This is a genomic window from Pseudomonas fluorescens (assembly GCF_001307275.1).
Lineage (GTDB): Bacteria > Pseudomonadota > Gammaproteobacteria > Pseudomonadales > Pseudomonadaceae > Aquipseudomonas > Aquipseudomonas fluorescens_AA.
Map to the genome: position 1 here is coordinate 1,070,847 of NZ_CP012831.1, position 13,690 is coordinate 1,084,536.

Genomic DNA, 13,690 nt, shown 5'->3' on the forward strand with positions numbered 1-13,690 from the left:
CCCACGGACAGCACCATCAACCAAGGAATGTAATCGCGCCATGGACCAGACTGCTCAACCACCTCATTACTTCACCAACTACCGCAAGCTCATTTCCCTCGCTGACCAGGATTGGCAGGGCACTGAGGCCGGAAAAATCTCAGGGCTGAATGTCGAGGTCAAGACACCCAACGTGCTGGTCGACCAATACGGTCGGACCTTTCATCACTTCTGTACCACGTCCTACCTGGGCCTGGACTATCACCCCGCGCTGCTGGACGGCGCCATGACCGCCCTGTGGGAAACCGGGACACTGCGGGTCGCCAACTCAAGGAATCGCTGCAAGCTGGCGATCCTGGACCAGTACGAAAGCCAACTGTCGGAGCTGTTCGGCGCCAGTTGCCTCAGTGCCCTGTCCTGCAGTGCGGCAAGCGCCGGGATCCTGCCGTTGCTGGCCAGCGGCGCATTCACCGACCATCGCGCGCCCGTCATGGTGTTCGACAAACAGGCCCATTATTCGATGAACCACAGCAAGGCTGCCTGCGCCGATGAAACCCAGGTCATCACCTGCCCGCACAACGACATGGATTTCATCGAAGACGTGTGCAAACGCCAGCGCGATGTGGCGTATGTGGCCGACGGCGCCTACAGCATGGGCGGGATGGCGGACCTGGACAGCCTGATGTATCTCAAGCAGCGCTATGGCTTGTTTCTTTACCTGGACGACTCCCACGCCCTGTCTGCCGTCGGGGAATCCGGCGCCGGCCTGGTCCGTTCGCGCATCCCGGCAGTGGACGAGCGCACCCTGATCGTCGCCTCGCTGGCCAAGTCATTCGGTGCCAGCGGCGGGCTGGTCATGTTTGGCTGTGAACGGTACAAGGCGCTGGTGCAGCGCTACGGTGGGCCGAGAAATTGGTCCCAGAGCCTGAACGCGGCGGCCATCGGTGCCGGCATGGCGTCGATCCGCCTGCACCGCAGCCGCGAATTCAGTGCCTTGCAGGAGCGTTTGCAGGCTAATATCCGCCTCTTCGACAGCCTCGTGCGCACCGGACAGCGCGGCACCCCCATGGCGATCCGTATGGTGCCTTGCGGTGAAGCGGCCCTGGCCAACAGCCTGGCGGTCGAACTGGCCGAACGGGGGTATTTCACCTCGGCGGTATTTTTTCCCGTGGTGCCGCAAGGCAAGGCTGCCATCCGCATTACCCTGCGCGCCGACATGGAGCCGGACGTGATTCGCTCGTTTTGTGAAACGATCACCGAACTGCTGCTGACCCACGGGCGTGACCTCCGCCCTTGAGACAGGACGCTCGATGAAGAACCGTACAACCCTGATCCTTACCTGCACCACTGTTTTCCTGGCACAACTGGGCATGAGCATCTACTTGCCGGCCCTGCCCGCTATCGCCCGGGACCTGGGTGCCGATGCGTCCCAGGTTTCCTGGGGCCTGTCGGTATACCTGATCGGCATGGCGCTGCCCATGTTGCTGTGGGGCAGCCTGAGCCAGCGCTTGGGGCGCAAACCGGTCTTGCTGGCAGCACTGGGGTTGTATGGCCTGGGCAACCTGGCCCTGCCGCTGGGCACAACCGTGGAGGCGTTCCTGGCGCTCAGGTTGATTCAGGGCATCGGTGCCAGCGGTATTTCGGTGATGGCGCGGGTCTTGATTCGCGACAGTTTCAGCGGCGACCTGCTGGCCAAGGCCCTGTCCTGGATATCGATTGCCTTTGTGATTGCCCTCGGTATCGGCCAGTACCTGGGCTCGCTGATCCAGGCCGCTTTCGGCTGGGAGGCGATTTTCCAGGGTTTGGGCGCCATCAGCCTGGCCATGGCAGCGGCGGTGTCCCGGGCCAGGTTCCCGATGTTGGTGCACGCCAGCAATGGGCAATCGGCGTGGGGGATCTACGGGCAGATAGTCCGGCAACGCGCGTTCCTGCTGCCGGCCTTGGCCGGTGGGCTGGGTTACGGCGTAATCGTCGCCTTCAATACCGCCGCGCCGCTGATCCTGCAGGAAAGCTTCCACTGGTCGGCCATCGAATACGGCCTGCTGGGCTGGCCGATCAGTGCGGCGTACCTGTTCGGGGCGCTGGCGGTGAACGCGTTTGTGCTGCGCACCGGTCAACGGCGAATGATGGGCTGGGGCATCGTACTGGTGCTGGGCGGCAGCATGACCATGCTGGCAGGCAGCCTCACCCTGAGCAGCATCGCGCTGCTCTTCTGGCTGCCGTATTGCTTCGCGGTGTTTGGTCAATCGTTGATCTACCCCATCAGCCTGTCCCTGGCCAACGAAGGCTCACCGGTGGCCGGCGCTTATGCCATGGCGTTGAGCGGATTCCTGCATCAACTGATGGCTTCGGTGATCGGCGCCATGGCCAGCCTGTTGTTGAGCCAACAGGCCTGGCCATTGGCGGCGTTGTGCGCACTGCTGGGGGCGGCGGCGATGCTCTGTGTGAGGTTCGTGCCGCCCCGGGTCGCTTAGAACGCGCTGCGGAAAATCTCTTCGATCTGCCGCTGGTCCGCCGCCCGTGGGTTGGTCAGGCCGCACGCGTCTTTCAAGGCGTTGGCGGCCAGCAACGGCACGTCGTTGAGGCGCACGCCCAAGTCACGCAAACCGGCCGGAATGTCCACGTCATGGGCCAGGCTGCGGATCGTCGCAATAGCTTCCCGGGCCCCCTCTTCCGGGCTGAAGCCACGTGTATCGGCGCCCATGGCATGGGCCACGTCGCTCAGGCGAGCGGCGCACACCGAGGCGTTGAAACTCTGTACATGGGGCAACAACACTGCGTTGCACACGCCATGAGGCAAGTCGTAAAAACCACCCAGCTGATGGGCCATGGCGTGCACGAACCCCAACGACGCATTGTTGAACGCCATCCCCGCGAGAAACTGCGCGTAGGCCATGTTTTCCCGCGCCACCAGATCGTTGCCGTCGCGCACGGCCAGGCGCAGGTTGTCGCTGATCAGGGTCATGGCCTTCAGGGCGCAGGCATCGGTAATCGGATTGGCTGCGGTGGACACATAAGCCTCGATCGCGTGGGTCAGCGCATCCATGCCAGTGGCAGCCGTCAGGCCCTTGGGCATCGCCACCATCAGCGCCGGGTCGTTCACCGACATCAGCGGGGTCACGTTGCGATCGACAATGGCCATTTTCACGTGGCGTGTCTCGTCGGTGATGATGCAAAAGCGGGTCATTTCGCTGGCGGTGCCGGCCGTGGTGTTGATGGCGATCAGCGGCAATTGCGGCTTGCTCGAACGGTCGACGCCTTCATAGTCACTGATCTGCCCGCCGTTGGTGGCACACAACGCGATGCCCTTGGCGCAATCGTGGGGGGAACCGCCGCCCAGGGACACCACGAAATCGCACCGGTTCTCCATCAACAAACCCAGGCCGAGCTCGACATTGGCAATGCTCGGGTTGGGCTTGGCACCGTCGAAAATCACCGAATCGATGTCCTGCAACGCCAGCAGTTCGGCCACCTTGCTGGCGACGCCGGCCTTGGCCAGCCCCACGTCGGTGACGATCAGCGCCTTGCGAAAGCCGTAGTTGCGGATGGCGGTCATCGCTTCATCCAGGCAACCCAGCCCCATGATGTTCACGGCGGGAATGAAAAAAGTACTGCTCATGGGGTCACACTCCTGGTAGAGGCCGGATCGGCAGGACCTACAGAATGACCCAGTAGTCACGACGCATCTTGATCTGGCTCAAGACTGGGGCGTGATAAAGTCCCGGCCTGCCTTTGCCACGTTTTGAGATGATCCTTGCGATGACCGATTTCCAGGAATACGACACCCGGCTCGAAGACTGGGAGGCCGTGCGCGCCGATACCGCCTTCAGCGGCCTGCTGGTGGGCAATGGGGCCAGCCGCGCGGTGTGGGACGATTTCGGCTATGACTCGCTGTTCGAAAACGCCCGCACCGTCGAGGAGAAACCCTTGAGCCCGTCGGAACTGAGCGTGTTCGACGCGATGCAGACGCGCAGTTTCGAACAGGTGCTCGGGGCGCTGAAAACCACCAGTCGGGTCAACAAGGCCCTGGCCGTCAGTTCCGCCGCCCCGCGTAACCGCTATTACGCGATCAAGGAAGCGCTGATCAACACCGTGCACGCGGTGCACATCCCGTGGCGCCTGGTGCAACCGTCGACCCTGGCAACGCTCAACCAGGAGCTGAGCCGCTACCGCACGGTGTTCACCACCAACTACGACCTGCTCAACTACTGGGCGATCCAGCATGGGGCCAAGACCATCAGCGACCTGTTCTGCGGCGATGATCACAGTTTCGACCTGAGCCAGGTGACCACGGACAAACCGCGCTTGCTGTACCTGCACGGTGGCCTGCACCTGGTGCGCAACCAGGACGGCACGGCGCGCAAGCTCACGTCCACCGAAGGCACCTTGCTGGGCAGTTTCGCCATCAACAACACGATCAAGACCCTCGACGACGTGCCGCTGTTCGTCAATGAAGGCTCCAGCGCGGACAAGCTCAAGACCATCCGCAGCAGCGATTACCTGTCGTTCTGCTACGACCAGTTGCTGCGCCATGGCGACAACCTGTGCCTGTTCGGCCATGCCCTGGGCGAGCAGGACCGGCACATTGTCCATGCCCTGCGCCTGGCCGCACCGAAAACCGTGGCGATTTCGATCTACCCGCGCAGTCAGGCGTTCATCCAGCACCAGAAACGGCATTACGCCAAGGTGTTCCAGGGGCTGGAGGTGCAATTGCGCTTCTTCGATGCCAAGAGCCATCCACTGGGCGATCCGAAGCTGTCGGTGCCGGTGGAGGTTTAAAGGCAGGGTAAAAAACGTGTAGCGAGGGGATCTATTTGTGGGAGCAAAGCTTGCTCGTGATGAACAATGGCTCGCTTAGCCTGCACAACCGCAGCGCCTGGATCGCGAGCAAGCGTTGCTCCCACACATGATTCCCCTCCACAGGCCAGGCGCCCTTATTGCTGTCCCGTCAGAGCGCAGCCACGGTCTTGTCCTTGATGACCGTCGTCGGTCCGTTGGCCTTGACGCTGGCGATGCCTTTGTCCCGGGCGGCGTCCGATGAATACGCCTCACTGCTGCCAATCACTTCATGGTTACCGGCCTTGAGGTTGAAGTACGGATGGCCGTCCTTGGTGTTCTTGAGTTCATAGCGGTCGGCCAACGGGCTGTTTTTCTGCACCGCAGCAATGCCGCCGTCGACGCCGCTGCGGGTGGTGTACAGCTCGCTGGTCAAGATGATCTCGGCGTTGGCCGCCTTGAGTACAAACCGAAACTGGCCACTGCTGCTTTTGCTGATTTCGTACCATCCGGACATGATTGTTCTCCAGGCAATGAGGGCATGTCCCGAGAGTAAAGACCCGCTGCGCTTGCCTTGCCAGTGCGTTACTACAAAGTGATGGCCGTGCCCAGCAGGGTCAGGAACCCCGCCAGCCAGCTTGGGTGCGCAGGCCAGGCCGGTGCAGTCGCCAGGTTGCCCTGGACATGGCCTTGGGTCACGGGAATGTCGATATAGGTCCCGCCCGCCAGGCGTACTTCCGGGGCACACGCCGGGTAGGCGCTGCATTCGCGCCCTTCCAGGATGCCCGCCGCCGCCAGTAATTGCGCGCCGTGGCACACCGCGGCAATCGGCTTACCCGCCAGGTCGAAATCGCGCACCAGTTGCAGGACTTTTTCATTCAGGCGCAGGTATTCCGGCGCGCGACCGCCCGGCACCAATAACGCGTCGTAGTCGGCGGCTTCGACACCGGCGAAATCATGATTGAGGGCAAACAGGTGCCCCGGTTTTTCGCTGTAGGTCTGGTCGCCTTCAAAGTCGTGGATCGCCGTGCGCACGGTCTGCCCGGCCGTTTTGTCCGGACACACGGCGTGCACAGTGTGGCCGATCATCTGCAACGCCTGGAACGGCACCATGACTTCATAATCTTCGACGTAATCGCCGACCAGCATCAGGATTTTCTTGGCGGCCATGGGTTGGGCTCCTTTGGAAATGCGTGAGGGGTGAACGCATTAAAGGTAGTCCGGTAAGTCGGCGGATGAGCGATAACCCGTCATTACCTGACGGACTGCACAAAAATGAAGTGGCAGGACAGTCTGTGGGAGCGAGCTTGCTCGCGATTCAGGCGATGGGGTCTTTCAGGCACACCGCGTCATCGTTCCATCGCGAGCAAGCTCGCTCCCACAGGGGGCCTCAGTGCTCGAAATAACCATCCGCCCGCAGTAGCGTTTCCAGGCAATGCTCGGTGATGTGGTAGAAGGCCTTGAGTGCTTCGATCTTTGCCAGCAGCTCGGTGGGATCCACAGGTTCGGCGCGTTTGACGGCCAGGATCATCTTGTTCTTGTTGGTGTGGTCCAGGGAGATGAACTCGAAGACCTTGGTCTCGTAGCCGCAGGCTTCCAGGAACAGCGCCCGCAAACTGTCGGTGACCATTTCCGCCTGCTGGCCCAGGTGCAGACCGTACTGCAGCATCGGCTTGAGCAAGGCCGGGCTCTGGATCTGCAGGCGGATCTGCTTGTGGCAGCACGGCGAGCACATGATGATCGAGGCACCCGAGCGAATGCCCATGTGGATCGCGTAGTCGGTGGCGATGTCGCAGGCATGCAAGGCAATCATCACATCCACCGCGCTCGGCGCCACGCTGCGCACGTCACCGTGCTGGAAACTCAGGCCCGGGTGCTCCAGCCGCGCGGCGGCTTCGTTGCACAGCCTGACCATGTCTTCACGCAGCTCGACACCGGTCACCACGCCTTCGGCCTGCAAGGTGTTGCGCAGGTAATCGTGGATGGCGAAGGTCAGGTAGCCCTTGCCCGAACCGAAATCCGAGACCCGCACCGGTTGGTCCAGGGCCAGTGGCGAAGATGTCAGCGCGTGGCTGAAGACCTCGATGAACTTGTTGATCTGCTTCCACTTGCGCGACATCGCCGGAATCAGCTCGTGCTTGTGGTTGGTCACGCCCAGGTCGGCCAAAAATGGCCGGTTCAGGTCGAGGAAGCGGTTCTTCTCGCGGTTGTGCTCGGCAGACGGCACTTCCCGCAGTTGCTGGGGCTTGCTCTTGAACAGCGAGCTTTTGCCCTTTTTGCTGTACTCCAACTGCGCCTCGTCAGTGACCGCCAGCAAATGCGCGTTCTTGAACGACGCTGGCAACAGCGCGGCGATAGTGTCCACGCCTTCGGCCAGGGGGAGATTCTTGGTGATGTCGCGAGTCTTGTAGCGGTAGACGAAGGACAGGCACGGCTGGTCCTTGACCGTCAGCTGCTTGATGATCAGCCGCTGGAGGTCCACCTCATCCCCGACGTACTTGGCCAGCACCAGTTTGATGAAAGCGTTTTGTTCAAGGCTGGTGTGCAGCAGTTCGATGAACTGGGCGTGGTGATCCGGCGCGGGACGGGCTGGAGTTGCGGTGGCGGACATGGACAAGCGGCCTCGGGGCGGGCGGATCGGGAATGCCGGTATTTTAGGGGGGATGGGCAGCGAGGGCACGGAAAAGTTGGTGTGGCGAGCAGTAGCCTCTGTGGGAGCAAGGCTTGCCCGCGATGAATACGCCGCGATTCGGCAGGCAAAACCGAGTCATCGTTCATCGCGAGCAAGCTTTGCTCCCACAGGCTTGTGCCGACAGGAAACTTTCAGCCCAGCACCACCAACCGATTCGGCAGCTCATTGCGCTCATGAGTCACCGGCACATGTTCCTTGAGCAATTCGCCGCAGGCTTGGATACACGTCACGAACCCCTGCAAGGTCTGCCCCTGGCGCACCTGCTGGGTGAACGTTGCGACGATGGCGTCCCAGCATGTGTTGTCCAGGTGTCTGGAAATGCCTTCATCGACGAGGATTTCCACATACCGCTCGGCCTCGCAGACAAAGATCAGCACGCCCGTGCTGCCCACGGTGTGGTGCAGGTTTTGCTCGAGAAATTGCCGGCGTGCCAGGTTGGAGGCCCGCCAGTGACGCACGGAACGGGGGATCAGGTGAGTGGTGATCCTTGGGATGCGAAACACCAGGCACAACACGATGAAACTGACCCACTGCACCAGCAACAGGCTGTGCAGGGCCAACCAACCGGTGAGGTAATGGACCGCGCCGGGCACCACCAGCGCCAGCAGGCTCGCCCATAGCAGCGGGATGTAAGCGTAGTCGTCGGCGCGGGCGGCCAGCACCGTGACCAGTTCGGCGTCGGTATGCTGCTCGACCCGGGCGATGGCCTCGGCGACCTTGCGTTGTTCGTGTTCAGTCAGTAATGCCATGGTTAAAAGTGCCTGCTCATTATTATTGTCACCAGCCGCCCGACGAACCGCCGCCCCCGAAACTGCCACCGCCACCGCTGAAGCCGCCACCGCCGCCTCCACCGCTGAAGCCGCCCCCACCGGAGCTGCCCGAACCGCTGGAGCCACCGCGCCCGGCCGGCAGGATACCGAGCATCTGGCAGACCGATATCGTCAAAATAAACAGGATCACCAGGAAGATGAACAACCCGGCATGGCGCTCGACAAAATCGCCCTGCTCCTGCTGTTCATCCGTACTGTATGCCGGCGCCGGCTCGTCCAGCGGGCTGCCGCCCAGCACCACCAGCATCGCCGCGACGCCGTCGCTGATGCCTTTGTTGAAGTTGCCGGTCTTGAAGGCCGGCGTGATCACCTGGTTGATGATCACCGAACTCTGGGCGTCGGTCAGGCGATCCTCCAGGCCGTAGCCCACTTCGATGCGCAGTTTACGGTCATCCCGGGCCACGATCAGCAGCGCGCCGTTGTTTTTATCCTTCTGCCCGATGCCCCAGTGGCGCCCCAGCTGATAGCCGAAATCTTCGATGCTGCTGCCCTGCAGGTCCGCCAGGGTCACGACCACCACCTGTTCGCCGGTCGCCTGTTCATGGGCCTTGAGCTGCGTCTCCAGTTGCGCGCGCACCGAAGGGTCGAGCATCTGGGCGGTGTCCACCACACGCCCGGTCAACGCTGGAAACTTCAATTCGGCCTGTGCCGTGACTGCAAACACCCAGAGCAACAGCACCAGGCCAAATTTCAACACTCGCATCGCAACTCCTGTGTGGGAGCGAACTGCTGTGGGAGCAAAGCTTGCTCGCGATGAAGGCACCTCGGTCTTTCGAATGACCGCGTTATCGTTCATCGCGAGCAAGCTTTGCTCCCACAGGCTCGCTCCCACAATTTCTTCAGAACTTCACTTCAGGGGCTTTTTCGGCATTGGAGCTGGTGGCCTCGAACGTTTCGCGCAGCGGCAGGTCGCTGTACATCACGCTGTGCCACAGGCGGCCCGGGAACGTGCGGATCTCGGTGTTGTACTTCTGCACCGCCAGGATGAAGTCGCGGCGTGCCACGGCGATACGGTTCTCGGTGCCTTCGAGCTGCGATTGCAGCGCCAGGAAATTCTGGTTGGCCTTGAGGTCCGGATAACGCTCGGACACCACCATCAGCCGGCTCAACGCGCCGGTCAACTGGTCCTGGGCCTGTTGGAACTGCTTGAGCTTTTCCGGGTTGTCCAAGGTACTGGCGTCCACCTGGATCGACGTGGCCTTGGCCCGCGCCTCGATCACCGCGGTCAGGGTTTCCTGCTCGTGCTGGGCGTAGCCCTTGACGGTTTCCACCAGGTTGGGAATCAGGTCGGCACGGCGCTGGTACTGGTTCTGCACCTGGCCCCAGGCGGCCTTGGCCTGTTCGTCCAGGGTCGGGATGTTATTGATGCCGCAACCGGCCAGCAGCGTGGTAAGCAGCATCAAGGCCAGCATCGGCAGGCTGCGAAGGTGGTTCAGTCTTGGATTCATTGGATGAAGCGCTCCCTGGCATGACATTGGAAAAACCCGGCCACCTATCTCACTGGCGTCTGGGGCATAATCTGCCGCCGCACTGGATTGAAACGGGTCGATGGGCTAAAAGATGCGCGGTGCGAAACTAAGTTCAGCCCCCTGGGCTCGAAAGTGTGCTGTATTTGACCGAACAACAATAGCCGCTCCTCACATTTTGGCTGACCGGCGTGTCCTGATCACCGCCCTTTAGGCTTGCGAGAAAACTATTCATGAAGAAGCTGTGTTTGCTGGGCCTGTTTGTCAGTCTGGCCAGTCACTCCGTATTTGCCGACAACCTGCCCGCCCCCATAGAGAACAAGGACGCCTTCATCAGCCATCTGATGAAGCAGATGACCCTCGAAGAGAAGATCGGCCAATTGCGCCTGATCAGCATCGGCCCGGAAATGCCCCGGGAGATGATTCGCAAGGAAATCGCCGCCGGCAACATTGGCGGTACGTTCAACTCCATCACCCGCGATGAGAACCGTCCGATGCAGGACGCGGCCATGCGCAGCCGGTTGAAGATCCCGATGTTCTTCGCCTATGACGTGATCCACGGCCACCGCACGATTTTCCCGATCCCCCTGGCCCTGGCCTCGAGCTGGGACATGGACGCCATCTACCACTCCGGGCGCATCGCCGCCCAGGAAGCCGCGGCCGACAGCCTGGACATTACCTTCGCGCCCATGGTCGACATTTCCCGCGACCCACGTTGGGGCCGGACCTCCGAAGGTTTCGGCGAGGACACCTACCTGGTGTCGCGCATCGCCGGGGTGATGGTCAAGGCATTCCAGGGCAACGGCGCCAACGCGGCCGACAGCATCATGGCCAGCGTCAAGCACTTCGCCCTCTACGGCGCAGTGGAAGGCGGTCGGGACTACAACACCGTGGACACGAGTCCGCTGAAAATGTACCAGGACTACCTGCCGCCCTACCGCGCCGCCATCGACGCCGGAGCCGGCGGGGTGATGGTCGCGCTGAACTCCATCAACGGCGTGCCGGCCACCGCCAACACCTGGCTGATGAACGACCTGCTGCGCAAGGAATGGGGCTTCAAGGGCCTGGCGGTCAGTGACCACGGCGCCATCTTCGAACTGATCAAGCACGGCGTCGCCAAGGACGGTCGCGAAGCGGCGAAGCTGGCGATCAAGGCCGGCATCGACATGAGCATGAACGACTCGCTCTACGGCAAGGAACTGCCAGGGCTGCTCAAGGCCGGCGAGATCGAACAGAGCGACATCGACAACGCCGTGCGCGAAGTGCTCGCGGCCAAATACGACATGGGCCTGTTCAAGGATCCGTACCTGCGCATCGGCAAGGCCGAGGACGACCCGGTCGACACCTACGCCGAAAGCCGCCTGCACCGCGCCGATGCCCGTGACGTGGCACGCCGCAGCCTGGTCCTGCTGGAAAACCGCAACCAGACCCTGCCCCTGAAAAAGACCGCCAGGATCGCCCTGGTCGGCCCGCTGGCCAAGGCACCGATCGATATGATGGGCAGTTGGGCCGCGGCCGGGCGCCCTGCGCAATCGGTCACCCTGTTCGACGGTATGACCCGCGCCCTGGGCGCCGAGTCGAAGCTGATCTACGCCCGTGGCGCCAACATCACCGGCGACAAGAAGGTGCTCGACTACCTGAACTTCCTCAACTTCGATGCCCCGGAAGTGGTGGATGACCCGCGCTCGGCCCAGGTGCTGATCGACGAAGCGGTGCAAGCCGCCAAGGACGCCGATGTGGTGGTGGCCGCCGTGGGCGAGTCCCGTGGCATGTCCCATGAGTCGTCGAGCCGTACCGAACTGAACATCCCGGCCAGCCAACGCGAGCTGATCAAGGCCCTGAAGGCCACCGGCAAGCCCCTGGTGCTGGTGCTGATGAATGGCCGTCCGCTGTCGTTGCTGGAAGAAAAGCAGCAGGCCGATGCGATCCTGGAAACCTGGTTCAGCGGCACCGAAGGTGGCAACGCCATCGCGGACGTGCTGTTCGGCGACTACAACCCGTCGGGCAAGCTGCCGATCACCTTCCCACGCTCGGTGGGGCAGATTCCGACCTACTACAACCACCTGAGCATTGGCCGGCCGTTCACGCCGGGCAAGCCGGGCAACTACACCTCGCAGTATTTCGATGACACCACCGGCCCGCTCTATCCGTTCGGCTACGGCCTGAGCTACACCGAGTTCAGCCTGTCGGACATGGCCCTGTCATCGACCACGCTGAACAAGACCGGCAAGCTCGATGCCAGCGTAACCCTGGAAAACACCGGCAAGCGTGACGGCGAAACCGTGGTGCAGTTGTACATCCAGGACGTGACCGGCTCGATCATTCGCCCGGTGAAAGAGCTGAAGAACTTCCGCAAGGTGATGCTCAAGGCTGGCGAGAAGAAAGTCATCCACTTCACCATCACCGAAGACGACCTGAAGTTCTACAACGCCCAGCTCAAGTACGGGGCAGAGCCGGGCAAGTTCAACGTGCAGATCGGCCTGGATTCCCAGGACGTGAAGCAGCAGAGTTTTGAGTTGCTCTGACCTTCAGAACAACTTGATCCTCCTGTGGGAGCGAGCTTGCTCGCGATAGCGTCAGGTCAGCCGCATCGATATCGACTGACACTCCGCTATCGCGAGCAAGCTCGCTCCCACAATGGGTTCTGTGGCAAACGCTTTTGTGACCGCTGAAAATCCACTGTGGGAGCGAGCTTGCTCGCGATGGCGTCAGATCAGCCGCATCGACATTGGCTGATACTCTGCTATCGCGAGCAAGCTCGCTCCCACAGTTGTATCTGGGTGCTTGAGCTAACCGCGCCGATCCAACAGATTCACCACCACCCGATCCACCAACCCCCACACCCGCTGCTTGAATCGCTTCCACAACGGTCGGCGCTGCCAGGCGTCGAGGCTGACTTGCAGGCTCTGGGCGAAATCCCGCTCGAAACTGGCCGCCACGGCGCTGCTGAGCCTGGAATCCAGGGCTTCCAGATTGGCTTCCAGATTGAAACGCAGGTTCCAGTGATCGAAATTGCAGGAGCCGATGCTGACCCAATCATCCACCAACACCATCTTCAGGTGCAGGAAACACGGCTGGTACTCGAAAATCTGCACGCCGGCCCTGAGCAATCGCGGGTAGTAACGGTGCCCGGCGTAGCGCACGGATGGGTGATCGGTGCGCGGGCCGGTCAGCAGCAGGCGCACGTCGATGCCCCGGGCGGCGGCCTTGCGCAAGGAGCGGCGCACGTTCCAGGTCGGCAGGAAATATGGCGTCGCCATCCAGATGCGTTTCTGGCCGCTGTTCAATGCCCGGGATAGCGATTGCAGGATGTCGCGATGCTGGCGGGCGTCGGCATACGCCACCCGGCCCATGCCTTCGCCCACCGGCGGGATGCGCGGCAGGCGCGGCAAGCCGAAATTGGAGGCTGGCTTCCAGGCCCGCCGATGACGGTTGGCAAGCCACTGGCGGTCGAACAGCAACTGCCAGTCGAGCACCAGCGGGCCGACGATTTCCACCATCACTTCGTGCCACTCACTGCGGTCGTCGAGGGGGTTCCAGAATTCATCGGTCACCCCGGTGCCACCGACCACGGCCAGGCGCTGGTCCACCAACAGCAGCTTGCGGTGATCCCGATAAAGGTTGCGCACCCAGCGGCGCCAGCTCAGGCGATTGTAGAAACGCAACTCAACCCCAGCCTCGGTCAGGCGCTTGCGCAAGGCCAGGGTAAACGCCAGGCTGCCATAGTCATCGAACAGGCAGCGCACGCGAACGCCCCGCTCGGCGGCCTGCACCAGTGCCTGGACCATCGCCTCGGCGCAGGCCCCCGCCTCCACCAGGTACAGCTCCAGTTCGACCTGCTCCTGGGCACGGGCGATTTCCACCAGCATGCGTGGGAAGAACTGTGGGCCGTCGATCAACAGCTCGAAGCGATTGCCTTCACGCCAGGGAAAGACCGGGCCGCTCAT

General features: G+C 62.0%; 12 protein-coding genes. 4 read left to right on the forward strand and 8 right to left on the reverse strand.

The annotated features are described in order from the left end of the window. The first annotated feature begins 40 nt into the window (after positions 1–40). Together AO356_RS04765 and AO356_RS04770 are read left to right on the forward strand one after the other, a co-directional pair. Positions 41–1,276, forward strand: coding sequence for an aminotransferase class I/II-fold pyridoxal phosphate-dependent enzyme (locus tag AO356_RS04765; RefSeq protein WP_060738793.1), 1,236 nt, complete (start codon positions 41–43; stop codon positions 1,274–1,276). Between the two features lie 13 nt (positions 1,277–1,289). Further along, on the forward strand, positions 1,290–2,453 hold the full coding sequence (locus AO356_RS04770; protein WP_060738794.1) for an MFS transporter: 1,164 nt from the start codon (positions 1,290–1,292) through the stop codon (positions 2,451–2,453). Here AO356_RS04770 and yiaY read toward each other — a convergent pair. Further along, positions 2,450–3,598 (reverse strand): L-threonine dehydrogenase, encoded by a 1,149-nt coding sequence (gene yiaY / locus AO356_RS04775; protein WP_060738795.1) that lies wholly within the window; start codon positions 3,596–3,598, stop codon positions 2,450–2,452. The genes AO356_RS04770 and yiaY overlap by 4 nt on opposite strands. Positions 3,599–3,738: 140 nt before the next feature. Here yiaY and AO356_RS04780 point away from each other — a divergent pair, with 140 nt between their 5' ends. Then, positions 3,739–4,758: a DUF4917 family protein gene (locus AO356_RS04780; protein ID WP_060738796.1), complete on the forward strand. Its 1,020-nt coding sequence runs from the start codon at positions 3,739–3,741 to the stop codon at positions 4,756–4,758. A gap of 169 nt (positions 4,759–4,927) precedes the next feature. Here AO356_RS04780 and AO356_RS04785 read toward each other — a convergent pair whose 3' ends face one another. From AO356_RS04785 to AO356_RS04810, 6 genes are all read right to left on the reverse strand, one after another. Beyond that, a complete protein-coding gene (locus tag AO356_RS04785; RefSeq protein ID WP_060738797.1) occupies positions 4,928–5,272 on the reverse strand; it encodes a YegP family protein in 345 nt (114 codons plus the stop codon). Between the two features lie 71 nt (positions 5,273–5,343). Beyond that, positions 5,344–5,925, reverse strand: a complete 582-nt coding sequence (locus tag AO356_RS04790) for a DJ-1/PfpI family protein (protein ID WP_060738798.1) — start codon at positions 5,923–5,925, stop codon at positions 5,344–5,346. A 220-nt stretch (positions 5,926–6,145) separates the two neighbouring features. Continuing rightward, positions 6,146–7,366 carry a class I SAM-dependent methyltransferase gene (locus AO356_RS04795; protein ID WP_060738799.1) on the reverse strand — a complete coding sequence of 407 codons (1,221 nt, stop codon included), beginning with the start codon at positions 7,364–7,366 and terminating at the stop codon, positions 6,146–6,148. Between the two features lie 212 nt (positions 7,367–7,578). Next, complete coding sequence (locus AO356_RS04800; RefSeq protein ID WP_060738800.1) at positions 7,579–8,196, reverse strand: TPM domain-containing protein; 618 nt, start codon at positions 8,194–8,196, stop codon at positions 7,579–7,581. Between the two features lie 28 nt (positions 8,197–8,224). Next, complete coding sequence (locus tag AO356_RS04805; protein WP_060738801.1) at positions 8,225–8,980, reverse strand: TPM domain-containing protein; 756 nt, start codon at positions 8,978–8,980, stop codon at positions 8,225–8,227. A gap of 136 nt (positions 8,981–9,116) precedes the next feature. Further along, positions 9,117–9,725: a LemA family protein gene (locus AO356_RS04810; RefSeq protein WP_060738802.1), complete on the reverse strand. Its 609-nt coding sequence runs from the start codon at positions 9,723–9,725 to the stop codon at positions 9,117–9,119. Between the two features lie 251 nt (positions 9,726–9,976). Between AO356_RS04810 and bglX the strand changes: the two genes are divergently transcribed. Beyond that, on the forward strand, positions 9,977–12,268 hold the full coding sequence (gene bglX, locus AO356_RS04815; RefSeq protein ID WP_060738803.1) for a beta-glucosidase BglX: 2,292 nt from the start codon (positions 9,977–9,979) through the stop codon (positions 12,266–12,268). A gap of 264 nt (positions 12,269–12,532) precedes the next feature. Here the strand turns inward: bglX and AO356_RS04820 are convergent, their stop codons facing one another. Then, on the reverse strand, positions 12,533–13,690 hold the full coding sequence (locus AO356_RS04820; RefSeq protein ID WP_060738804.1) for a phospholipase D-like domain-containing protein: 1,158 nt from the start codon (positions 13,688–13,690) through the stop codon (positions 12,533–12,535).